The organism is Phenylobacterium glaciei, from assembly GCF_016772415.1.
Classification (GTDB): Bacteria; Pseudomonadota; Alphaproteobacteria; order Caulobacterales; family Caulobacteraceae; genus Phenylobacterium; species Phenylobacterium glaciei.
In genome coordinates this window covers 2800494-2823160 of record NZ_JAGSGD010000001.1, presented here as the reverse complement: position 1 = coordinate 2823160, position 22667 = coordinate 2800494, and the positions used below count along the sequence as shown (strand labels likewise).

Annotated in this window: 19 protein-coding genes and 1 pseudogene; 11 read left to right on the top strand and 9 right to left on the bottom strand. The window is 68.8% G+C overall.

What is annotated here, in order from left to right; all coding sequences use genetic code 11:
• Window position 1: 1 nt before the first annotated feature.
• Window positions 2–625 carry an exopolysaccharide biosynthesis protein gene (locus JKL49_RS13865; protein ID WP_215341210.1) on the bottom strand — a complete coding sequence of 208 codons (624 nt, stop codon included), beginning with the start codon at window positions 623–625 and terminating at the stop codon, window positions 2–4.
• 118 nt (window positions 626–743) lie between these two features.
• Between JKL49_RS13865 and JKL49_RS13860 the strand changes: the two genes are divergently transcribed.
• The gene (locus JKL49_RS13860) at window positions 744–1904 is read left to right on the top strand and encodes an MFS transporter (RefSeq protein ID WP_215341209.1); all 1161 of its coding nucleotides are present in this window, start codon (window positions 744–746) and stop codon (window positions 1902–1904) included.
• On the opposite strand, the gene JKL49_RS13855 is transcribed toward JKL49_RS13860, so the two are convergent.
• Complete coding sequence (locus tag JKL49_RS13855; protein ID WP_215341208.1) at window positions 1870–2502, bottom strand: pyroglutamyl-peptidase I; 633 nt, start codon at window positions 2500–2502, stop codon at window positions 1870–1872. The genes JKL49_RS13860 and JKL49_RS13855 overlap by 35 nt on opposite strands.
• Before the next feature lie 118 nt (window positions 2503–2620).
• Between JKL49_RS13855 and JKL49_RS13850 the strand changes: the two genes are divergently transcribed.
• Window positions 2621–3637, top strand: coding sequence for a zinc-dependent alcohol dehydrogenase family protein (locus tag JKL49_RS13850; RefSeq protein WP_215341207.1), 1017 nt, complete (start codon window positions 2621–2623; stop codon window positions 3635–3637).
• Window positions 3638–3789: 152 nt separating this feature from the next.
• The gene (locus tag JKL49_RS13845) at window positions 3790–4791 is read left to right on the top strand and encodes a PhoH family protein (RefSeq protein ID WP_215341206.1); all 1002 of its coding nucleotides are present in this window, start codon (window positions 3790–3792) and stop codon (window positions 4789–4791) included.
• 7 nt (window positions 4792–4798) lie between these two features.
• On the opposite strand, the gene cysN is transcribed toward JKL49_RS13845, so the two are convergent.
• Both cysN and cysD read right to left on the bottom strand, forming a co-directional pair.
• Window positions 4799–6721: a sulfate adenylyltransferase subunit CysN gene (cysN, locus tag JKL49_RS13840; RefSeq protein WP_215341205.1), complete on the bottom strand. Its 1923-nt coding sequence runs from the start codon at window positions 6719–6721 to the stop codon at window positions 4799–4801.
• Window positions 6721–7659, bottom strand: coding sequence for a sulfate adenylyltransferase subunit CysD (gene cysD, locus JKL49_RS13835; RefSeq protein ID WP_215341204.1), 939 nt, complete (start codon window positions 7657–7659; stop codon window positions 6721–6723). The genes cysN and cysD overlap by 1 nt, the downstream gene beginning before the upstream one ends.
• A gap of 202 nt (window positions 7660–7861) precedes the next feature.
• Here cysD and JKL49_RS13830 point away from each other — a divergent pair, with 202 nt between their 5' ends.
• From JKL49_RS13830 to JKL49_RS13815, 5 genes and pseudogenes are all read left to right on the top strand, one after another.
• Window positions 7862–9373 carry an AlkA N-terminal domain-containing protein gene (locus JKL49_RS13830; protein WP_215341203.1) on the top strand — a complete coding sequence of 504 codons (1512 nt, stop codon included), beginning with the start codon at window positions 7862–7864 and terminating at the stop codon, window positions 9371–9373.
• On the top strand, window positions 9354–9893 hold the full coding sequence (locus JKL49_RS13825) for a methylated-DNA--[protein]-cysteine S-methyltransferase (RefSeq protein WP_215341202.1): 540 nt from the start codon (window positions 9354–9356) through the stop codon (window positions 9891–9893). The genes JKL49_RS13830 and JKL49_RS13825 overlap by 20 nt, the downstream gene beginning before the upstream one ends.
• Before the next feature lie 15 nt (window positions 9894–9908).
• Window positions 9909–10001: pseudogene (locus tag JKL49_RS21035) on the top strand (hypothetical protein); the annotation flags it as partial.
• Between the two features lie 188 nt (window positions 10002–10189).
• Window positions 10190–10417 carry a hypothetical protein gene (locus JKL49_RS13820; RefSeq protein WP_215341201.1) on the top strand — a complete coding sequence of 76 codons (228 nt, stop codon included), beginning with the start codon at window positions 10190–10192 and terminating at the stop codon, window positions 10415–10417.
• A gap of 182 nt (window positions 10418–10599) precedes the next feature.
• Complete coding sequence (locus tag JKL49_RS13815; protein WP_215341200.1) at window positions 10600–13215, top strand: coiled-coil domain-containing protein; 2616 nt, start codon at window positions 10600–10602, stop codon at window positions 13213–13215.
• Between the two features lie 32 nt (window positions 13216–13247).
• Here the strand turns inward: JKL49_RS13815 and JKL49_RS13810 are convergent, their stop codons facing one another.
• Entirely contained in the window at window positions 13248–13565 is a 318-nt protein-coding gene (locus JKL49_RS13810; protein WP_215342822.1) for a heavy metal-binding domain-containing protein, read from the bottom strand.
• A 185-nt stretch (window positions 13566–13750) separates the two neighbouring features.
• Between JKL49_RS13810 and JKL49_RS13805 the strand changes: the two genes are divergently transcribed.
• From JKL49_RS13805 to JKL49_RS13795, 3 genes are all read left to right on the top strand, one after another.
• A complete protein-coding gene (locus JKL49_RS13805) occupies window positions 13751–14212 on the top strand; it encodes a DUF4112 domain-containing protein (RefSeq protein ID WP_215341199.1) in 462 nt (153 codons plus the stop codon).
• Between the two features lie 35 nt (window positions 14213–14247).
• Window positions 14248–14667, top strand: coding sequence for a DUF4112 domain-containing protein (locus tag JKL49_RS13800; protein ID WP_215341198.1), 420 nt, complete (start codon window positions 14248–14250; stop codon window positions 14665–14667).
• 137 nt (window positions 14668–14804) lie between these two features.
• Complete coding sequence (locus JKL49_RS13795) at window positions 14805–16091, top strand: SulP family inorganic anion transporter (protein WP_215341197.1); 1287 nt, start codon at window positions 14805–14807, stop codon at window positions 16089–16091.
• On the opposite strand, the gene JKL49_RS13790 is transcribed toward JKL49_RS13795, so the two are convergent.
• From JKL49_RS13790 to JKL49_RS13775, 4 genes are all read right to left on the bottom strand, one after another.
• A complete protein-coding gene (locus JKL49_RS13790) occupies window positions 16072–16794 on the bottom strand; it encodes a M23 family metallopeptidase (RefSeq protein ID WP_215341196.1) in 723 nt (240 codons plus the stop codon). The genes JKL49_RS13795 and JKL49_RS13790 overlap by 20 nt on opposite strands.
• A 100-nt stretch (window positions 16795–16894) precedes the next feature.
• Entirely contained in the window at window positions 16895–18925 is a 2031-nt protein-coding gene (locus JKL49_RS13785; protein ID WP_215341195.1) for an SGNH/GDSL hydrolase family protein, read from the bottom strand.
• A gap of 133 nt (window positions 18926–19058) precedes the next feature.
• The gene (gene scpA, locus JKL49_RS13780) at window positions 19059–21218 is read right to left on the bottom strand and encodes a methylmalonyl-CoA mutase (RefSeq protein WP_215341194.1); all 2160 of its coding nucleotides are present in this window, start codon (window positions 21216–21218) and stop codon (window positions 19059–19061) included.
• A complete protein-coding gene (locus tag JKL49_RS13775) occupies window positions 21215–22645 on the bottom strand; it encodes a methylmalonyl-CoA mutase family protein (RefSeq protein WP_215341193.1) in 1431 nt (476 codons plus the stop codon). Before JKL49_RS13775 ends, scpA begins: the two co-directional genes overlap by 4 nt.
• Window positions 22646–22667: the final 22 nt, after the last annotated feature.

The window sequence follows — 22667 nt, the reverse complement described above, 5'->3', positions numbered from 1 at the left end:
GCTAGAACATCCCCATCAGGGTGCCGAAGAAGGCCATGATGGCGGCGATGATCGCCTTGGACAGTACGCCCAGCACCACGATGCTGACCGCCGCCATCACCCAGCCGATGATCGCCGCATAGCCGTCGCGTTCCGCCGTGCCGATGGCGAAGGCGGCGATGGCGAAGGAGGGCAGCATGTTGCCGAAGGGGATCGGCAGGAAGACGATGATGGCCAGCGAGAAGCAGATCGCCCCCATCAGCCGGTCGGCGAAGCGGTTGTACATGAAGGTCAGGCGCGGCTTCAGCCGCCGCTCCAGCCGCTCCAGGTGCGGCATCAGCTTTTCCGACAGGTTGCGGTAGTCCGACATGCTCATGGTCCGCGCCAGCAGGGCCTTGGGCAGCCAGAGCGTGCGGCGCCCCAGCATCCACTGGGCGGTGATGAAGGCGAGCGGCGCGCCGAGGATCGCCGAGACGCCGGGGGGCATGGGCAGGACCAAAGGGGCTGCGAACACGAACATCAGCGCCCCGAAGGCGCGATCACCGAACGTCTCCAGGATGTCGGCCACCGACACCTTGCGAGTCTTCCGCTGCCCGATCAGGACGAGCAGTTCGGAGACACTGGCGGCATGGGGTTTGTCGGTCATCGCAGCCCTGCGGCTACCATGCTTGCGCGGGCCAGCGGAAGGGCTCGTGCGATCACTTCGCACTACCAATTGCGCCATGACGAGTTCCGCCCCCGACTCACGCTAGGCGTGGCCGACCATGTCATCGACGCTGCGCCTTGGTCTGTTCTACGGAACCCTGTTCCTGGGGTCGGGGGCGGCCTCGCCCTATATCCCGGTCTGGTTCGACCACCGGGGTCTGAGCGGGGCGCAGATCGGGATTATCCTGTCTGCTCCGATGCTGGCGCGAGTGGTGACCGGGCCCTTGCTGGCGATGTGGGCCGACAGCTTCTCCCTTCGCCGCACACCCCTGATCCTGATGGGGCTGGCCATGGCCCTGGCCTACGGCCTGCTGGCGGCGCCCTTCGGATTCGCCTGGTGGTTTGGCCTCTGGTTCATCGGCTCCACCCTCTATGCGACCATCGTGCCCCTCACCGACGTCATCGTCCTGGCCCGGTCGCAAGCCGATGGTTTCAACTATGGCTGGCCCCGGGGCATCGGCTCTGCCGCCTTCGTGGTCGCCAATATCGGCATGGGTCTGCTGCTGGCCCGGGGCTCGCCGGAGTTGGTCCTGATCTGGATCACCGTGGCCGCCCTGATGACCGGCATCGGAGCCCAGTACCTGCTGCCGCCCGACCCCGTGCGGGAGGGGGGCGGGGTGGCGGCGATTTCGGAACGGATGGCGGGACTCGGCGACCTGTTGCGCGACAAGGACTTCATGCTCGTCGTGGTCTCGGCGGGCCTGATCCAGGCGGCCCACGCCTTCTACTATTCTTTCTCCACCCTGGCCTGGCGCAACCAGGGGATTCCGGAAGACATGACCGGTCTCCTGTGGGCCGTGGGCGTCGGGGTGGAGGTGGCCTTCCTGTGGTTCATGGAGCCTTGGCGGCGTCGGTTCGGCGCGCGCAATCTGCTGGTCTTGGGCGGGGTGGCGGCCGTGGTCCGCTGGGGCGCCCTGGCCCTGTCACCGCCGCTTTGGATCGTTTTCCCGATACAGATGCTGCACACCTTCACCTATGCGGCGACCTTCATAGGCGCCCTGCAACTGGTGGATCGGCTGTCCAAGCCCAGCAACGCCTCGGCGGCCCAGACCATCAACTCGGCCCTGTCGGGTGGGGTGCTGAGCGGGGTGGCGACCATCGTCTCCGGCGCGCTGTTCGACCGGATCGGCGCGCACGGGTATTTTGTGATGGCCGCCATGTCGGTGGCTGGCCTGGCCGGGGCGATCAGGCTGTACGGCGTTCGGCGACTGGACGGCTAAGAGCGTTCGCCATGGCGCGGACCGTGGCCCGCACGGCCTGGTCGATATCCTGCAGCGACCCGTTGGCGCTCTCGGAGAACTCCCGGACCTGGGGGACGTGCAGGAACCCGACCGACGGCGCGGCCTGCTCGGCCAGCAGGCGGTAGAGGGTGAAATTGCAGAGGTAGTCGCCGGCGTCGTCCGACAGCCGCGCGGCCAGGTGCGAGCCGATCAGGGCGTCAAGGATGTCGCCGGTGGGGGCGGTCGAGGCCAGGGCGCCCGGACCGTCGGGCTTGATCACCGACCCTTCCCAGACGTCGCCGGCGTGGTCGGGTTTGGCGCGGCCGGCATGGTTGCGGCCCATGGTCTCCACGCGGAAGGCGTCGGATTCGGTGGCCACGCCCACCACCAGCACCGCGTCGGCCGACCGTGCGGCCAGCACGTCCTGGATGGCTTCCACCGAGCCGGTCCAGGCCACGGGCAGGGTCAGGTACTCCACCTCGAAACCAGGTGGGGCCCAGGCTTCCTGCGCCAGGGCCTCGACGACAGCGCCGGAGGGATTGCGTGGGGCCGCGGGGAAGGAACCGAAGCCACAAACCAGAAGGCGGGACTGAGTCATGAAGCCGACCCTAGAGCGGGGATGTGGCGCTCGGAAGGCGAGCTTACGCAACGACAGTCTTGAAGCCTGCTCCGAGGGGGCGACTATGTCCGTAAAATCAGGACGGAGAGGAACCGCCGTGCGTGCGTTGGAAGTGACCGCCCCCTGGGGCGGCGACCAGATCAAGGTCGTCGAGAAACCCGACCCGACTCCGGGGCACGGCCAGGTGCTGGTGCGGATGAAGGCGGTGTCTCTGAACTACCGCGACATGCTGATGATCAACGGCATGTATGGCCGCGGCTCTGGCCAGGCGGCCACCATCACCCCCTTTTCCGATGGCTGTGGCGTGGTTGAGGCCATCGGGCCGGGTGTCACCCGCGTCGCGGTGGGCGACCGGATCGCCACCCTGTTCTTCCAGAACTGGCAGTCGGGCCGACCGATCGTGGAGAAGTTGTCCTCCTCCCTCGGCTTCCCGATCCCCGGCGCGGGGTCGGAACTGCAGCTGTTCAGTCAGGAAGGGGTCTCCAAGGTCCCGGCCTATCTCACCGACCAGCAGGTGGCGACCTTGCCCTGTGCCGCCCTGACGGCCTGGCGCGGCCTGTTCGAGGACGCGCGGCTGGAGCCCGGCGACACCGTGGTCCTGCAGGGCACCGGCGGGGTCTCGATCTTCGGCCTGCAGTTTGCCCGTGCGGCGGGCTACCGGACCTTCATCACCTCGTCCTCCGACGAGAAGCTGGCCCGGGCCAAGGACCTCGGGGCCGACCACCTGCATAATTACAAGACCGACCCCGAATGGGGGAAGGCTGTGCGCGCGGCCACCGGCGGGGTGGGGGCCGACTTCATCATGGAGGTCGGCGGTGGCGGCACCATCCAACAGAGCCTTCGGGCCATCCGTATCAACGGCCATATCGCGGTGATCGGCGTGGTCGCGGGGGCGGGCGAGGGGCTCAATCCCGGCGCCCTGATCGGCAATTCCGCCAGGCTTCAGGGCGTGTCGGTGGGGTCGCGGGAGATGTTCGAGGCCATGTGCCGGGCCCTGGAGCTCCACCGCATCCAACCCGTGGTCGACAAGGTGTTCCCGTTCACGCAGGTGGGCGCGGCCTTCGCCGCCATGGCAGCCGGCGAGCATTTCGGAAAGATCGTCCTGCAGTTCTGAGGGGTGATGGGCTGGTGTCTCGCCATCGAGATGGCTTTGCGAAGTATACGCGAAATGAGGATTCGTTCTGACGTGGTTGCTTAAGTGAATTTTGAGTCTTCGAGACGAATGTTGGCGTAGTTGATCTGTCACGTCATCGCCCGGAGCATCTCTTGGAGCCCCACCACGACCCGACCCAGGCGACCGCGTCCAAGGTCGTCGCCCTGGCGCCGCAGCTGGTGGAGCGCCTGATCTCCGGGCAGGGGGCCGCGCTGCGGCGCATCGAGCAGGGCCTTCGTCCCTATCATGTGCAGTTCTCGCCACGGCCCGACGCCATGGCGATGACCGGCGACGAGATCGCCGTGACCCTGGCCGCGGCGGTCCTGGAGAAGATCGTCGAGCTGCTGCACGCCGGGGGAAGCCATGAGGGGCTGGTGGAGGAGGCGATCGCCGCCTCGATCGCCCATGCCCTGAAGTTCGATCTGGCCTTCCGGCTCAAGGGCATCAGCCAAGCCGTGCGACCCATGTCGCTCAGCCAGGTGGGGTTCATGCACACCCTGCTGTATTCTGATCGCTCATTGATCTTTGGCGTCGGGCCCACCGGAACCGGCAAGACCCACCTGGCCATCGCCGCGGGGCTCAGCCTGCTGGCCGAGGGGCGGATCAAGAGCCTGGTGATGACCCGGCCGCGGGTGATGCTGGAGGGCGAGACCATGACGGCGGTGCTGCGGGCCGAGACCGCCTATGACGAACAACTCACCCCGATCGAGGACGAGCTGCGCCAGCTGATTGGCCACGACGAAATCCACCAGCTCACCGAGCGCGGGATGATCGAGGTCATGCCGCTCGGGCGGATGCGCGGACGGACTTTTAACGACAGCATGCTGTTGGTGGACGAGGCCCAGAACATGACGGTGGGCAAGATGCGGATGGCCGCCACCCGCATCGGCCGCAACAGCCGGCTGGTGGTGACCGGGGATCCGAGCCAGGTGGACCTGGCGGGCGGGGCCGAGGTGTCAGGCCTGGGTCACCTGTTGAATCTGGTGACGGGGACCGACCTGGCGGCCGTGCACCGCTTCGAGACCTACCAGATAATCCGCAACCCGGTGGTGGCGCGGCTGGAGGCGCTATACGCCCTGGCCGGCGGCGCCGCGGAGTTGCGGGCCGCCGCCTGATACGCCGCTAGATCGAGTAGTCGAGCTCGCCCTCGAGCCAGGCGGTGATCTGCTCAGCCGCCTCGGTGGGGGAGGTGAGGGTCGTGTCGATGCGGATCTCGGGTGTCTCGGGGACCTCATAGGGGCTGTCGATGCCGGTGAAGTTCTTCAACTCTCCGGCGCGGGCCTTTTTGTAGAGGCCCTTGACGTCGCGCTGCTCGGCGACGGCCAGGGGTGTGTCGATGAAGACCTCGACGAAGTCGCCCTTGGCCTGGAGATCGCGGGCCAGCCGGCGCTCTGCGCGGAAGGGCGAGATGAAGCTCACCAGCACGATCAGGCCGGCGTCCACCATCAGCTTGGCCACTTCGGCGACCCGGCGGATGTTCTCCACCCGGTCCTCGTCGGTGAAGCCCAGGTCCTTGTTGAGGCCGTGGCGGACATTGTCGCCGTCCAGCAGGCAGGTGTGACGGCCGTTGGCGTGGAGCTTCTTCTCCACCAGATTGGCGATGGTGGACTTGCCCGAGCCCGAGAGGCCGGTCAGCCAGACCACCCGGCCGCGTTGGCCTTTGAGCGCCGCGCGGGCGGCCTTGTCGACGTCGAGGGCCTGCCAGTGGACGTTCTGGCTGCGGCGCAGGGCGAAGTGGATCATGCCGGCGGCGACGGTGCGGTTGGAGATCCGGTCGATGAGGATGAAGCCGCCGAGGTCGCGGTTCTCGACATAGGGGTCGAAGGCGATGGGGGCGTCGAGGCTGAGGTTGCAGACCCCGATCTCGTTGAGCTCCAGCCGCTTGGCGGCCAGGTGCTCCATGGTGTTGACGTTGACCTTGTACTTGGGCTCGGTGATCGAGGCGCCGACCGTGCGCGTGCCGATCTTCAGCAGGTAGGGACGGCCGGGCAACATGGCCTCGTCGTCCATCCAGACCAGGGTGGCCTCGAACTGGTCGGCCACCGGCGGCGGGCTGCTCGCGATGGAGATGACGTCGCCGCGGCTGATGTCGATCTCGGTCTTCAGCGTCAGGGTCACCGACTGGCCGGCGACGGCCTGGTCCAGGTCGCCATTGAAGGTGACGATGTGGTCGATGGTGCTCTCACGGCCCGAGGGCAGGGCCTTGATCTTGTCGCCGGGCTTGATGACGCCGGTGGAGATCAGGCCGGAGAAACCCCGGAAGTCGAGGTTCGGACGGTTCACCCACTGCACCGGCATGCGGAACGGGCGGCTCTGCAGGTCGTCCTCGACCGGCAGGGTCTCCAGCAGGGCCATCAGCGGCGGGCCGTCGTACCAGGGGGCGGCGTCGCTTTGCTCGGTGATGTTGTCGCCCTTGAGCGCCGACATCGGGATGGCGGTGAAGTCGGTGATGCCGATCTGGGCGGCGAAGGCGCGGTACTCTGCCAGGATGGTGTCGTAGGTCTCCTGGCTCCAGCCCACCAGGTCCATCTTGTTGATGGCCAGGATCACATGGCGTATGCCGAGCAAGGACACGAGATAGGAGTGCCGCCGCGTCTGGGTCAGCACGCCCCGACGGGCGTCGATCAGGATCACCGCGGCGTCGGCGGTCGAGGCGCCGGTGACCATGTTGCGGGTGTACTGCTCGTGGCCGGGGGTGTCGGCGACGATGAACTTGCGCTTGTCGGTGGAAAAGAACCGGTAGGCGACGTCGATGGTGATGCCCTGTTCCCGCTCGGCGGCCAGGCCGTCCACCAGCAGGGCGAAGTCGATGTCGCCGCCCTGGGTGCCGACCCGCTTGGAGTCGGCCTCCAGGGCCGCCATCTGGTCGTCCAGGATCATCTTGGAATCATAGAGCAATCGCCCGATCAGGGTCGACTTTCCGTCGTCCACCGAGCCGCAGGTGATGAAGCGCAGCAGGCTCTTGTGCTCGTGGGCCTGCAGATAGGCGTCGATATCCTCGGCGATGAGATTGGACTGATGGGCGCCGGCGGCCTGGGTGGTCATCAGAAGTACCCTTCCTGCTTCTTCTTCTCCATCGAGGCGGCTTGGTCGTGGTCGATGGCCCGCCCCTGACGCTCAGAGGTGGTGGTGAGCAGCATCTCCTGGATGATCTCGGGCAAGGTGGCGGCCGTGCTCTCAACGGCCCCGGTCAGCGGGTAGCAGCCGAGCGTCCGGAATCGCACCGACTTCATCATCGGAACTTCGCCGGGCTTGAGGGGCATGCGGTCGTCATCGACCATGATCAGCATGCCGTCGCGCTCCACCACCGGGCGTTCCTCGGAGAAGTAGAGCGGCACGATGGGGATGTTCTCCAGGTGGATGTATTGCCAGATGTCCAGCTCGGTCCAGTTGGAGATCGGGAAGGCGCGGAAGTTCTCTCCGTTGGCCTTGCGCGTATTGTAGAGGCGCCAGAGCTCGGGGCGCTGGTTCTTGGGATCCCAGCGGTGCTGGGCCGAGCGGAAGGACAGCACGCGCTCCTTGGCCCGGCTCTTTTCCTCGTCGCGCCGCCCGCCGCCGAAGGCCGCGTCGAAGCCGTACTTGTCCAGCGCCTGCTTCAGCCCCTCGGTCTTCCAGATGTCGGTATGCAAGGACCCGTGGTCGAAGGGATTGATCCCCCGCTCGAGCGCTTCGGGGTTCCTGTGGACCAGCAGGTCGGCGCCCAGCTCGGCGGCCATCTTCGCCCGCATCTCGTACATGGCCTTGAACTTCCAGGTCGTGTCGACGTGCAGCAGCGGGAAGGGGAGCTTGCCCGGGAAGAACGCCTTCTGCGCCAGGCGCAGCATGACGGCGCTGTCCTTGCCCACCGAATAGAGCATGACCGGGTTCTCGCACTCGGCCACCACCTCCCGGAAGATGTGGATGCTCTCGGCCTCCAGACGCTGGAGGTGGGTGAGCGTGGCCGGACTGATCTCCGGTGAGGATGCGAGAGCGGGGACCGCCATCAGGAAACCTTGCAGTTCAACTTGGGCCAGACCTTGGCCAGGCGGCTGACTTACGAGAGGCCCGCCCGGGTTACGACAGAGAATAACTGACAGCGCGTCGAGGAAAGGGCCACCGCCTTCGGTGTCCGAAAACCGCCACCTATATGGGGGCGATGTCCGAAAACCGCGAGACTTCATCCCGTGAGCGGCAGACTATCAGCTCATGGATATGAACGACGACGCCTGTTACCGCGCCTTCTCGATGCGAGACGCCCGTTTCGACGGCCGCATCTTCGGGGCGGTGAGGACCACCGGCATCTACTGCCGCCCGGTCTGCCCCGCCCGCACGCCCAAGCGCGAGAACATCGCCTTCTACCCCTCGGCCGCCGCTGCGCAAGAGGCCGGGTTCCGGCCCTGCCTGCGCTGCCGACCGGAGACCTCACCGGACCTCGGCTCCTGGAAGGGGACCTCCAACACCGTCTCGCGGGCCCTGTCCCTGATCGAGCAGGGGGCGCTGGACGAGGGCGATGTGGACGGCCTGGCCGAACGGCTGGGGGTCGGCGAGCGCCAACTGCGCCGCCTGTTCCGCCAGCATCTGGGGGCCTCCCCCGTCGCCGTGGCGCAGACCCGCCGCGTCCTGCTGGCCAAGCAGCTGATCCACCAGACCCGCCTGCCGATGGCGGAGGTGGCGATGGCCTCGGGCTTCGGCAGCGTGCGGCGCTTCAACGAGACCTTCCAGCAGCTCTTCGACCGGCCGCCCGGGGCCCTGCGGCGCTCCGGGGGCGCCGATGTCGGCGCGGGAGACGGGGCCGGCGCCACGATCCAGCTGCCCTACCGCGCCCCCTATGACTGGGACGCCATGCTGGCCTTCTGGACCCTGCGGGCCATTCCCGGCGTCGAGACCGTGGTCGGCCGCCGCTACGCCCGCCTGCTGCAGGTGGGCGACGCCCTCGGCCTGGTGATCGTGGGGCAGGGGAGCGGCGACTGGCTGGACGTCACGCTGCGCTTCCCGAAGGTCCAGGCCTGGCCCGCCGTCATCGCCAAGCTGCGCCGGGTCTTCGACCTGGCCGCCGACCCGGCCTTGATCAACGGCCACCTTTCGGAGGATCCGGAACTGGCCGCCCTTGTGGCGCGGCGTCCGGGCCTGCGGGCGCCGGGCGCCTGGGACGGCTTCGAACTCGCCGTCCGCGCCGTGCTGGGTCAGCAGATCACCGTGGTGGCCGCCCGCAACCTGGCCGGCAAGATCACCGCGGCCTACGGCTCGCCGGTTCAGGACGAGGCGGCCAACACGCTGGGCCTCACCCATCTGTTCCCGACGCCGGAGCAACTCGCCGCCGCCGATGTCGAGACCCTCGGCATGCCCCGTGCCCGCGGTCGGGCGCTGGTGTCTCTGGCCCAGGCCGCCGCCGAGGATCCGGACCTGTTCGGCATGAAGCGCAGCCTGGAGGCCGCGGTCGCCCAGCTCCGCGCCCTGCCGGGCATCGGCGAGTGGACCGCGCAGTACATCGCGATGCGGGCCCTGCGGGAGCCCGACGCCTTCCCCCACGCCGACCTCGGCCTGCTGCGCGCGCTCGAGGACGAGGCCGGACAGCGGCCGACGCCGGCCGAACTGCTGACCCGCGCCGAACGCTGGCGCCCCTGGCGGGCCTATGCCGCCTCCCATCTCTGGGCGTCCGACGCGGCGCTCGATCCGAAGATCACCAAGGAGAGATCCCATGACCAAGTCGCTGCCTGACACCCTCATCCTCGACCGCGTGGAAACTCCGGTCGGCGTGGCCCTGGTGGTGGTGGACGAGAAGGGCGTGCTGCGCGCCTTCGACTTCGCCGACTACGAGCCGCGCATGCGAAAGCTGATGGGCCGCCACTATCCCGGGATGGAGCTGATCCCCGGCCGCGCGCCCGACCCCCTGCGCGTCGCCGTCGCCCGTTACTTCGAGGGTGACATGGGCGCCTTCGACGGCGTCGCCTGGGCCACCAACGGCACCGACTTCCAACGCAAGGTCTGGGACGCGCTCTGCACGATCCCGGCCGGCGAAACCCTGAGCTACAAGGGCCTGGCCGAGCGCATCGGCAAGCCCAGCGCCATGCGCGCCGTGGGCCTGGCCAACGGCTCCAATCCCGTGGCCATCGTGGTGCCCTGCCACCGGGTGATCGGCGCCAACCGCAGCCTGACCGGCTACGGCGGCGGCCTGCCCCGTAAGAAGTGGCTGCTCTCCCACGAGGGCGCGGCCTTCAAGGATTCGGTTGCGGCGTAAGGTGACCCACCACGTCATCCCGGCCGCAGCGAAGCGGAGAGCCGGGACCCAGGGGCCATAGCAATCTCCCCTGGGTCCCGGCTCGGCCTGTCGGCCGTCCGGGATGACGGAGCTCTTGTTCTGAATGGGCCGTGGCGCCGGCACGTCCATCACCTGAATCCCCGGGTTTCCGGGTCGATCCGCCCCGCCTTCCGGTTACATGACGAAAATTTCACGTTACATGGCGTCGCGCCACGGCGGCGCTTGCCGTATACCGACGGTAGACGGAATCGCATCGGGCTCGGGGAGGTGTTCCAGTGCAGACATTGACCGAAATCGTTGCGGCCGTGGTGGTTCACTCCTCCGCCGTCGCCTACTCGCACTTCGGGGTGGCCATCGAGTCCCCCAAGATCGAGCACCCGGCGCCGGCCGAGCGCACCATCGCCCGCACCGCCACGCCCAAACCGGCCGCTGTGAAGGTGCTGGACCACGTCCAGAAGGCGTCGGACTGCCCCACCCAGAAGGCCCAGGTCCTCAAAACCTGACGCGCCGTCTGGCGCCCCATTTCGGGACTCCGCGACAATCCGTCTCCACGGGACCTGATTCCGTCCAATGACGCTTTCCGCGCGCCCGGTTCGCCGGTAATCCTTTCCGTTGGGGCGAGAATTTTTGGGCCGCGCGGAGGTTCGCGCCGGCCCGGTCGCAGGGGCGCTTGAGACAGGCCGGAATGAAGATCAAGAAGCGGCATCCGCCGGTAGATTTCCAGAGCCTGACCGACGAGGACGCCACGCAGCGCCTGAGCGCCGTCGCGCCTGAGGCGGCCCCGGACCTGGACCTCGCCGCCGCCGTTCCTCCGATCGCCCCGCCCCTGGCCGAACCGCAAAGCTCCGCGCCGCTCTCGCCCATCCCGCCCGCCGCCGAACTCGCCCCGGCCAACGTGCAGATTCCGGCCCCGCGCCCCGAGCCCGCGCCGGCCAGGGCGGTCAGCGCCGACCTGCCGTCGGCCTGGCCGATCTATCTGGCCGCCCTGGTGGTCTCTGTGCTTTGGGCCCTGGCGCCCATCGCGTTCGCCTTCGGCTATCGTCGGGCCGTGTCGCCCTTCGACTTCGACCCCTTCGCGCTCACCGTGCTCGCGGCGATGGCCATCGGGCCGGCCGCCTTCGTCTGGATCGCGGCCTATATGATCCGCCAGGGCCAGAAGCTCGGCGTCGAGGCCAACCGCGCCAAGCAGCTGGCCGACGAGATGGTCACCCCTGCCATGGCCGCCGGCGCGCGGGCCAGCGATGTCGTTCAATCCGTTCGCGAGGAGATCGTCCGGGCCGGCGCCGCCGCCGATGAGGCCCGCGACACCCTGATGGCCCTGCGCCAGGCCCTGGCCCAGGAGAGCGAACGCCTGATCGACGCCACCGCCTCCAGTGCGCGCACCGCCACCGAACTGACCGGCACGCTTGGCAATGAGCGAATCCAGATGATGGGTCTCAGCCAGACCCTGGACGCCCAGGCGGGCGCGGTGGCCGACGCCATCACCAAACAGGCCCGCATGGTGGCCGAGGCCTCCGATCTCGCCGAGACCCAGCTGCGCGAGGCCGAGGCCGCCCTGGCCGCCCGCGCCGCCGACCTGGCCGCCGCCGCGGGGGAGGCCAGCGACGCCGCCCGTACCGCCGGCGAGGACCTCACCCGTCACATCTCCCGGCTGGAGACCGCCGGCGTCGGGGTCAGCGATCAGATCCGCGGCGTCGAGCAGGGCTTGACCGAGCAACGCGCTGGGCTGGTCACCGTCGCCCACGCCCTGCGCGCCGACCAGGAGGCCTTCGGGGCCCAGTCGGAGACCCACGCGGCCCAGCTGTCGGAGTTCATCACCCAGGCCAGGCTGTCGACCGCCGAGATGGGCGACCGCGCCGTCAAGGGCGGCGAGGCCCTGCGCGAGCTGATCGCCGAGGCCGCTGAGCAGTTCCGCGAACTGGCGGAATCGGCCAAGGCCGAGCGGGACGAGTTCGGCCAGTCGACCCTGCACTCCATGGAGGCCGTCTCCCAGGCCGCCGCCGAGGAGCGCCGCAAGCTGGAGGAACAGACCCGCGCCTCGATCCAGGGCCTGGGCCAGGCCGCCGAGGAGACCCGCAAGGCCGCCGAGGCCCATGCTGTCACCGCTCGCGAGCAGGTGGACCAGCTCTCCGAGGCCGCCTTCAGCGCCGGCCAGAAGGCCAACCAGGTGTTCGAGCAACGCCTGGCCGAGGCCCGCGACCTGATCGAGCGCTCCGCCCAGATGGTCGAACAGGCCGGCGCCGCCACCGCGCGCAAGCTGGAGGAGGGGGCGGTCGCCGCCCGCGCCACCCTGGACGAGCTGGCCGGCATGATGGCCGACATCGAAGCCCGCGCCACCCGACTGCCCGCCGCCGCCCGCGGCCAGGCCGAGGAAGTGCGTCAGGCCGTGGCCGACAGTATCGAGGACCTGCTGGAACAGGCCCGCCGGACCTCCGACGAGACCCAGGCCATCGACGCGGCCTTCCAGGACCGTGTCCGCCGCAACTACGAAATGCTCAGCGACGCCGTGCGCCTGATGGGCACGGTGGCCGGGGGCGCCGGCAGCGTGGCGCCGCCCCAGCCCGCCCAGATGCGCGAGCGCATCGCCGCCCCGGCGCGCGCCAGCCGCCGCCGCGAGCCGGAGCCCGAGCCGGAAACTCTCTTCGCCGATATCGAGGAAGACGAGGACGACGACGCCCTGGAGCTCACCCAGCCGGTCGAGCCCGAACCGCCCGCTCGGCGTTCGCGCGCGCCCGAACCCCTGCCGGAGCCCGAGCTACCGCCCCGCCGCCGCCTGCGCCTGACGCCGACCGCCACGGACGAGGAGTTTTCCAACGTCTTCGAACAGGCCGGTGGCCGTCCGCCCGCCGCGCGTGAGCCGGCCCCGGCCGCCGAGGACGCCTCAGACGAATGGACCTGGAAGGACCTGCTGTCCTCCATCGACGAGGGCGGCGCGCCCGGCAAGCCCGGCCTGGAACAGGTGCTGGCCGCCGAGGTCGCCGCCATGGGCATCGATCCCGTCGCCCTGCTGCCCAGGGGCCGCATCGACGAGATCAGCGCCGCCATCCAGGTGGAGGATGTCGACGGCGCCCGCGAGGTGGTCCGCAAGCTGGCGCCGGCCGCCACGCGCCGCCTGGCGCGCCGCCTGTTCACCGACGAGACCCTGCGCCGCCAGGTGGTGACCTATCTCAACGGCTTCCAGGACATGCTGGACGACGCCGCCGCCCGTGACCACCAGGGCTTCGAGGTCAGCCAGTTGCTCGCCAGCGACGCCGGCCGCACCTACCTGCTGTTCGACGCCGCAGCGGGGGATCTGGTTTAGGTTTCCTTCTCCCGCAAGGGGAGAAGGACGCTCTACAGAATAACCGCCGACCCGTTCACCGAGACCATCAGCATCGAGCCGTTGGGGCCCACGGTGTTGTAGTCGAGATCGACGCCGACGATGGCGTTGGCGCCGAGCGCGCGGGCCTCGGCCTCCAGACCCTTGAGGGCGTCGGACCTCGCCTGGGCGAGAACTCGCTCATAGCCCTTCGACCGGCCGCCGATGAAGTCGCGGATGGCGTTCACCAGGTCCAGCACCACATTGGCCCCCAGGATCGCCTGGGACGAGACCATGCCCAGGTGCTGACGCACGGGGCGGCCCTCGATGAAGTGGGTGGTGACGATCAGCAGAGGCGGGTCGGTCTTGGCCATGGTCCAAACATAGGGTGAATCCAGCGCCTTCGCGAGGCGCCCTCCCGCCATATGCGCTACGGACCGCCTGGGTTTCCCCTGAGGCGCGAAAATGAGGGGGCTGGGCTTTGAGCGGGGGCTCGCTTGCGGCAGAGTGCCCTTGGCCTGGGGCCTGGGAGCGGTGAATGCTAGTCGCGCAGTCGCATATCGACCTGCACAACATCCGCAGCAGTATCGAGCGGACGAAGAAGCTGTCCGACAACCTGGTGGGGATCGGACCGCTGGGCATAGGCCTGGATGGGCTGCTGACCTGGATTCCAGGAGCGGGGGAACTGTTCAGCGTCGGCGCGGGCTGCCTCCTGCTCTTCGACGGGCTGCGCGCGCGCGCGGCGCCCATGGTCCTCCTGCAGATGTTCGCCATCCTCGCCGTCGATACGCTGGCCGGCGCGGCGGGGAATCTCGGCAAGCTCGCCGATGTCCTGTTCACCGGTCAAAAATGGGCCGCCGACATGCTGCTCAAGCACATGGAGGACACCATCTATTTCGAGGGCACGCGAAAAGACGCTGCCAACAGCCCAGAATACAAGGATGTTCTCTCCCGCATCCGGGCCGGCAAGGAAAAGCGCCGGGTCGTGTTTCTCGGCTAAGCGGAGCCTTTGGTTAGGGAGCGCGTTGAGGCCGGATGGCGGTATCCAGAGATAGGGCGCACCAATCGTGGCGCACGGCCGAACGGGTCAAGCGCCTGTCGGACCGGCTCGTCGGCATCGGCCCCTTCGGCATCGGTCTGGACGGTGTCCTGGCCTGGGTGCCGGGCGCCAACCTGATCTACAGCGTCGCCGCCGGCGGCCTGCTGATGATCGAGGGGTTTGCGGCTCAGGCGTCGCTCGCCACGCTGCTGCGCATGGGGGTCTACCTCGCCGCCGACGCCGGCACGTCGGAGGTGCCGATCATCGGCTGGGCCATCGACACCGTCTTCCCCGCCCACCTGATGGCCGCCAAGGCCCTGCAGAAGGACATCGAGGCTCGCCACGGCCCCGCCGAGATGCCCCACGGCTGGGGCGGCAAGAAGAAGGGCAAGCTACGCAACGTCACGCCGAACTAGTTCTCCGACCCTACTCACGGGGCCGAAAGGGCGTGCGTCTGAGGCAAGCGCGTGATGCTTGATCTGGCGCAAGGCCTGTCGACGGCGTTGGGGACTATGATCCCATGGCGCGGCGTGGCCGTGCATGGAGCCTTGGCATGACCGACGTCGTAAGGCCCCGCTTCTCAGGTGCGTTCACCCCCAAGCTCGTGAGCATTTTCGCCGAGGGCTATGGCCTGAAGGACCTGCGCGCCGACGCGATCGCCGGCCTCACCGTCGCCATCGTCGCCCTGCCGCTGTCGATGGGCATCGCCATCGCCTCGGGGGTTTCACCCGACCGGGGGCTCTATAGCGCCATCGTCGGCGGGTTCCTGGTCTCTGCCCTGGGCGGCAGCCGGTTCCAGGTCGGCGGGCCGGCGGGCGCCTTCATCGTTCTGGTGGCCGCGACCGCCGCAAGCCATGGAGTCGACGGCCTGATTCTGGCGACCTTTCTCTCGGGCATGATGCTGACCCTTGGCGGGCTCGTTCGGCTGGGCAGCCTGATCCGCTATGTGCCGCACGCGGTGACCGTCGGCTTCACCACCGCCATCGCGGTGACCATCACGGCGAGCCAGCTCAAGGACCTGCTGGGCTTGCGGCTCGCCGGACCAGAGCCTGGAGAGTTGGCTCCGAAGCTCGCAGCCCTTGGCCAAGCCCTGCCGACCGCGAGCCTGCCGGCGTTCGCTGTGGGCGGCGCCTGCATCGCCGTGGTGTTCGTCATCCGCCGCTGGCGGCCGCGCTGGCCCGCCCTGCTGATCGGCGTGGTGCTGGCCACCCTGGCCGCGGCCTTCCTGCATCTGGGCGTGGAGACCATCGGCAGCCGGTTCGGCGGTATCCCGAGCGGCCTGCCCATGCCGCATCTGCCGGCCGTGACGATGGCGAAGGTCCTGGCGGTGCTGCCGGCCGCCGCGGCCTTCAGCTTGCTGGGGGGTATCGAGAGCCTGCTCTCGGCTACTGTGGCCGACGGCATGAGCGGGCGCCAGCACCGCTCCAACATCGAACTGGTGGCCCAGGGCGTCGCGAACATGGGCGCAGCCCTGTTCGGCGGCATCAGCGTCACCGGGACAATCGCGCGGACCGCGACCAACGTCCGGGCCGGCGCCAAGGGGCCGGTGGCGGGCATGCTGCACAGCCTGTTCCTGCTGGGCTTCATGATGCTGGCCGCGCCGCTGGCGGCCTATGTGCCGCTGGCCGCCCTGGCCGGGATGCTGGTGGTGGTGGGCTGGAACATGGCCGAGCGGGTGGAGTTCGCGCGGCTGGCGCGCCTGTCGTGGCGCACGGCGGTGGTGCTGCTGGCGACCTTTGGCCTGACCCTGGTGCGGGACCTGGTCACCGGAATTTCGGCAGGTTGCATCCTGGCGGCGCTGTTCGCCGCCGAGGCGCGGTTCAGGACGCGGCGAGCCTGATAGTCTTGGGATAGATCCGCTCGCCGGTGAGCGCCGTGTCCAGCAGCAACTGGGTGGGATTGCGCATCTCGCGGGGCGGAGGCGCGCCCACCGGCCACTTGATGTTGCGGGTGACGCCGGAGGCGTAGGTCTCGGTGTGCAGCTGAGCGGTCCCGCTGACGACGCCGATGGGCTGGCCGGCCGCGACGCGGTCGCCGACCTTCAGGCCCTTGGCGGCCAGGCTTGAGGCGCGGACCTCGCCGTACAGGGCCACGTAGTCCTTGTGCTGGATCAGGATGGCGTAGGTGTTCTCGCCGCCCACCGAGGCCGCGCGGGCCAGGAAGGGGTAGAAGTTGACGATCCTGCCGTCCTCCATCGCCACCACCGTGTCGCCCTCGGCGGCGGTGAGGTCGACGCCGACGTGGCGGCGGGTCTGGGGCTTGGAGGGGTCGGCCGGACGGCGGGTATCGAAGCTGCGCAGCGGCGCGCCCTGGACCTTGCCGTCGAACAGGTGAGCCGGCGCCACGGTGGCCTGAGCCAGGCTGGTGACCACCGGCCAATAGCGGTGGGCCACGGTGCTGGACGCCATCGGCACGGGAGCGACGAACGGAACCGGAGCGGCCAGAGTGCGTTCACGCACCGGAGCATTGGCGCTGGCCACCTGAGTCAGACTGAGCGCGCCCAGTCCGATCAGGGCGAGCGCGAACGTTTTCGTGCGAGCCAAGGCCGTTCCCTCCGACATTCGCGCCAACCATCACCGAAATGGGTTTGAGGCGCAACCCGCCTGCGGCGAGACGCCGCCGCCAGCTAGACCTTGGTGACCTCTACCTGGCCGGGGGCAATTCGCTGTTCAGACGGTTCGCCAGGCTGAGCCCCATCGTCACGTGGGCTTGGAAGGTCGGATGGAAGGCCCCGGACAAGGCATTCATCAGGGCCAACTGCCGCTGGGTCAGGACTTGGGACACGGCCGGGATCGGCCGCGCCAGCTCCTGCGCCTGGGTCAGGGCCGCGTCGTTGGGCGTTCGGAAGTAGCGCTGACGTCGCGCATAGGGATCCCAGGTCGCGGGATTCCAGGTCACCCACTGACGGTCCTTGGCCGACCAGTCTGGCAGGTCGCTGTTCTCCGCTCGCGAGTCGCCTGCGCACCAGCCACGAGTCCGCATCCCGGGCGCAAAATCCTCAACGAAAACCCAACCGTTCTCGAGGGCGAAGAGTTCGATCGAGTTGTTGAGGGAGGTGACGACGACCGGTTCCGTCAGCGCGCCTTCGCGTTGATCGATGCTCATCCCCCAACGGGCTTCGGGAGGAACATCCTGATCTGGCCAAATCCCGCTTGGTGCGACCAGCCGTCGGGCGGACGGGTGAGATCTCGCCCCGGGCAGGTTCTCGTCGAGAGGGCCGCAGAATCTCCCATCGCTGCCGCGGACCGGCGACGGGTAACTGGCCTGTAGGATCGGCGCCCTGCCGGAGACTTGTCGCATGCGGGCGGCCAATGCCGCCAGACTCCGTGGGAGGGTTTCCTCGATCCTGGCGTTGGCTTCCCGCGGGCTCACCGTCGCCGCGCGTACAAGGGTGAGGATGGCCGTCCCGAACGGATCTGCGGCCTTGCGAGGTAGGAGCGCGCCTTGGATGACGGGCGCGAACCCGACGTCGTTGCCGCCGACGCTCATGAGTACGGCGTCAATCCGACGTCCCGGCGGCCCTGCGCACCGGAAGGCGTTGGCCTCGACCTTCTCGCTCGCCGCGCTCCAGGGCGCCCAGTCCTTCACGAGGGGCTTCTGATAGGTTCTCGCCGCAGCCGGGGCGGCTGTGCTGGCGCCCCCGGCGTCAGGCGGACAAAGGTCCGCAACAAGGCGTTCCACCTGGGCGTCCTGCAAGGGCGCCATTCCGGGGTCGTCGCGATATCCGGGCGGCTGAGGCTGGCTGGTCAGCAGACCGTTGAACACCGCCGCGCCGGAGCACGCATAGCTGAGGAAGGTGACCGCCTCGTGCGGTCGGGCCACCGCGAACTTCAAGGCTGCGACCAGGTGCTGGTTGTAGAAGGATCGATGGCAAGCCGGGTCAAACCAGCTCGGATTGCGAATGCCGTTCAGGGCGGCGCGCCCCATCCACCGTTGCTTCCAATCGGCGTTCCATTCCGCACCGGGACCTGCCGAGAGAGCCGCCAGATTTGTGGGAACGTCGGGATTGCCCTCTCCCGACGCAAAGGAGTCGCCTAGTGAGACAATGAGCTGATCGCGAACCTCGACTGTGTCGGAGGTCGTGAGCTGACCCGGTTCACCGCCCGCCACGGTGACGATAGCCGTCACCGTGGCGGGCGGTGAACCGGCGAGACCGGCCCGGGCCGGGAGGGTCAGAAGAACACTGAACTCACAACCTGCCTGTGCGCGATCCAAGACGCCGACCGTGGTCGTCCATTGGCAGGTTCGGCCAGCCAACGGGGCTGGATCCTTCATGCCAATCCGAATGGTGTAGGTCGTCGGATAGATATAGCTGAGGTCGTAGCGGCGCGCCTGGACGTCCCAATGCGCCTTCCGATGCAGATTGGGTCTCCCCTTCAGGAAGCCGACCACGTCATCATGGAAGACATCAGCATCATTCGTCTCCGCCAAGACCGTGTACAGCCGTTCGGCCGCGTCCGCGTCCGCGGGGTTTGTCTTCACGCTATCCCAGAGACGGAAGCGCTGCTCAACCCGCCACGCCAGTGAAGGCGCGTACCCAAGTTCTGCCGGCGCAGGCGCGGCAGCCATCGGCAGAGGCGCAGGCGCCTCCGGAATCGCTGGATCCTGGCCGAAGGCGGCGGCGGAAACGGAAAGGGCGCAAAGCGTCCCGAGCCCGATCGGCTTCACGTTCATCCTGTTCCCCCCAGAACAAGTCAGCGTCCGCGACCGAAAGTCGCCGACCAGCCGATGCCGGAAGCAAATGCACTAACTTGTCGCGTGTCAAGATGATCTACACTCTTCAAAGTAGCAAATTACCTGCAACGGCCTATTGGACCTTGTCCAGCTGGGCGTAGCCCATCTGCTCGTTCAGCCGCTCCAGCACCTCGATGGCCGCTTCGGTGACCACTGTGCCGGGGGTGAAGATCGCCGCGACGCCGGCCTCGCGCAGGGCGTCGAAGTCCTCGGGCGGGATCACGCCCCCCACCACCACCAGGATGTCTGCACGGCCCAGCCGGGCCAGTTCGTCCTTCAGCTCCGGCACAAGCGTCAGGTGGCCGGCGGCGAGCGAGCTTGCCCCCACCACGTGGGCCCCGTCGGCCACGGCCTTGGCGGCGGCTTCGGCGGGGGTCTGGAAGAGGTTGCCGATGTCGACGTCGAAGCCCAGGTCGGAGAAGCCCGAGGCGATCACCTTCTGGCCGCGGTCGTGGCCGTCCTGGCCCATCTTGGCCACCAGGATGCGGGGCTTGCGGCCGTCGGCCTGGGTGAAGGCATCTGTCATCGCCTTGGCCTTGTCGCTGGCCGGCGTGGCGCCGGCTTCGCGCAGATAGACCCCGGTGACCGCGAAGGCCTCGGCGGAGTGGCGGCTGAAGGCGTGCTCCAGGGCCAGGCTGATCTCGCCCACCGTGGCCTTGGCGCGGGCGGCATTGACTGACAGTTCCAGCAGGTTGGCGGTTCCGCGCGCGCCCTCGGTCAGGGCGGTCAGGGCGGCCTCCACGGCGGCGGGGTCGCGCTCGGCCTTCAGGCGGGTGAGCTTCTCCAACTGCCGCTCGCGGACGGCGGAGTTGTCCACCTTCAGCATCGGGATGACTTCGGCGATGTCCGAGCGGTAGCGATTCACGCCGACCACACTCTGGCGGCCCGAGTCGATGCGGGCTTGGGTGCGGGCGCTGGCCTCCTCGATGCGGCGCTTGGGCAGGCCGTCCTCGATGGCCTTGGCCATGCCCCCCAGGGCCTCGACCTCGGCGATGTGCTCCAGGGCCCGGGCGGCGAGATCGGCGGTGAGCCGCTCGACATAGTAGCTGCCGCCCCAGGGGTCGACCACCCGGGTCTGGCCGCTCTCCAGCTGCAGGAAGAGCTGGGTGTTGCGGGCGATGCGGGCGGAGAAATCCGTCGGCAATGCCAGGGCTTCGTCCAGGGAGTTGGTGTGCAGGCTCTGGGTCTGGCCGCCGACCGCGGCCATGGCCTCGATGAGAGTGCGGGGCACGTTGTTGTAGACGTCCGACGCCGCCAGGCTCCAGCCGCTGGTCTGGGTGTGGGCGCGCAGGGACAGCGAGCGGCTGTCCTTGGGATCGAACTCGTCCTTCATCAGCTTGGCCCACAGCAGGCGCCCGGCGCGCTGCTTGGCGATCTCCATGAACGCGTTCATGCCGGCGTTCCAGAAGAACGACAGACGCGGCGCGAACTGGTCGACGGTCATGCCGGCGGCGACGCCCGCGCGAACATACTCGATGCCGTCGGCGAGGGTATAGGCCAGCTCCAGGTCCAGCGTCGCTCCAGCTTCCTGGATGTGATAGCCGCTGATCGAGATCGAGTTGAACTTCGGCATTTCGCGCGAAGTGTATGAAAAGATGTCCGAAATGATCCGCATCGAGGGCGACGGCGGATAGATGTAGGTGTTCCGAACCAGGAACTCCTTGAGGATGTCGTTCTGGATGGTGCCCGACAGCTTGTCGTGGCTGACCCCCTGTTCCTCAGCGGCGACGATATAGAGGGCCAGCACCGGCAGCACCGCGCCGTTCATGGTCATCGACACGCTCATCTTGTCGAGCGGGATGCCGTCGAACAGGGTCCGCATGTCGTAGATCGAGTCGATGGCGACGCCCGCCATGCCGACATCGCCCTTCACGCGGGGATGGTCACTGTCGTAGCCGCGGTGGGTCGCCAGGTCGAAGGCGATGGAGAGGCCCATCTGCCCGGCGGCCAGATTGCGACGGTAGAAGGCGTTGGAGTCCTCGGCCGTGGAGAACCCCGCATACTGACGGATGGTCCACGGGTTGGTCAGGTACATGGTCGGATAGGGACCGCGCACGAAGGGGGCCAGGCCCGGATAGCCGGCCAGGTCGTCCAGGCCGGCGATATCGGCGGCGCCATAGGCCGACTTCACCGCGATTCCCTCCGGCGTCTCCCAGGCGGGCGATGGCGGAACGGGGGCGACGGTGACCTGGTCGTCGAAGGCCAGGGTCGAGAAGTCGGGGAAGCTGCTCACGCTTTCACCTCATAGGCTTCGGCGAGCCGGATAGCCGTCAGGGGCGGGCAATGGCTGTCGGGGCCGGGCAGGCGGGGCGAGGGGGCCTCCACAGCCTTGGGGCGCGCGCGAACCACCTCGACCGGCGCCTGGTCGGCCTGCGGGAAGGCGGTGACGCCGACGATCTTCAGGGGGCCGGCTGCGATGCGAGCCTCGCGGACCTTGGCGGTTTCGGCGGCGATATGGCCGTCGGACAGGGCCGCGATCAGGCCACCCCGCGCCTCGATGGCCTGGAAGCCTGCCCAGGCGGCGCGGGCGATCTCGTCGGTGAGGGCCTCGACATAGCCGGAGCCCGCGCCCGGATCGGCGACGCGGCCCAGGTGGGCCTCTTCCATCAGCACCAGTTGGGCGTTGCGGCTCTGGCGGCGCGCGAAGGCGGTGGGCAGGCCGATGGCGTCGGTGAAGCTGCCCAGCACCACCGCGTCGGCGCCGCCGATGCTGGCCCCCACCGCCGAGGCGGTCAGCCGCAGCATGTTGGTCCAGGGATCGTGGGCGGCCAGCATGCGGTGCGAGGAGCGGGCCTCGATGCGCGGCGCGGCGGTGACCCCGCAGGCGGCCGTCACCCGCGACCAGACGGCGCGGGCGGCGCGCAGCTTGGCCAGGGTGGCGAAATAGTCAGCGTCGGCGGCCAGGCCGATCACGATCCGACCCCAGGCGTCCTCCATTGAGAGGCCCGCGCGCACCAGGGCCTTGGCGTAGGCGAGCGCCGCAGCGATGGCGAAGGCCAGTTCGCCGGCTTCGCCGCCGCCGGCCTCATGGACCACCTGGCCCGAGGCGAGGAACAGGCCGGCGTCCGGATAGGAATCGGCCATCCGGCGCGCGACAGTGGCGGCGGACACCAGGTGGCTCTCGATGGGGCCGGGGCTTTCGCCGCCGCGGGCGAAGGCGCTCAGTGGGTCGAGGTGGAAATAGAGCTTGGCGGTGGGGGCGCCCTTGGCGGCGGTCCCGAGCCAATCGGCGGCCTTGGGGCCGAGGAAGCCCGCATCGAGCGCCACCGGCGCCAGTTCCAGCATCACGCCGTCCAGCACGCGGGCCAGGCCCTGGGCCGAGCCCACCGCGACGCCGGTCTCGCCCGTCGGGTCGATGCGGATCAGGGCCGACGCAGCGCCGCCCTCCAGGTCGGTCATCAGGTCGGTATTGGCCTGGGCGGGGTCGGGATGGGTGACGCGGCCGCGGATATCCCAGGGCCGGTCGGCGTCAAAGGGGCGCAGGGTGAAGGCCGGCGCCTGGTCGGACCCCTCATAGAGCGGCGCGATGGGCAGGCCCTCGGCGGTCTGGCGCTGGAGGCTCTCGAAGGGCGCATCCTTCAGGGTCTTCTCCACCAGGGCGCGCCAGTCGGCGGCGCTCGCGGGGGGAAAGGCGGCGGCGAGGGTGTTCAGGTCGGTCATCGCGGCCCAGATGTGCCGCCCG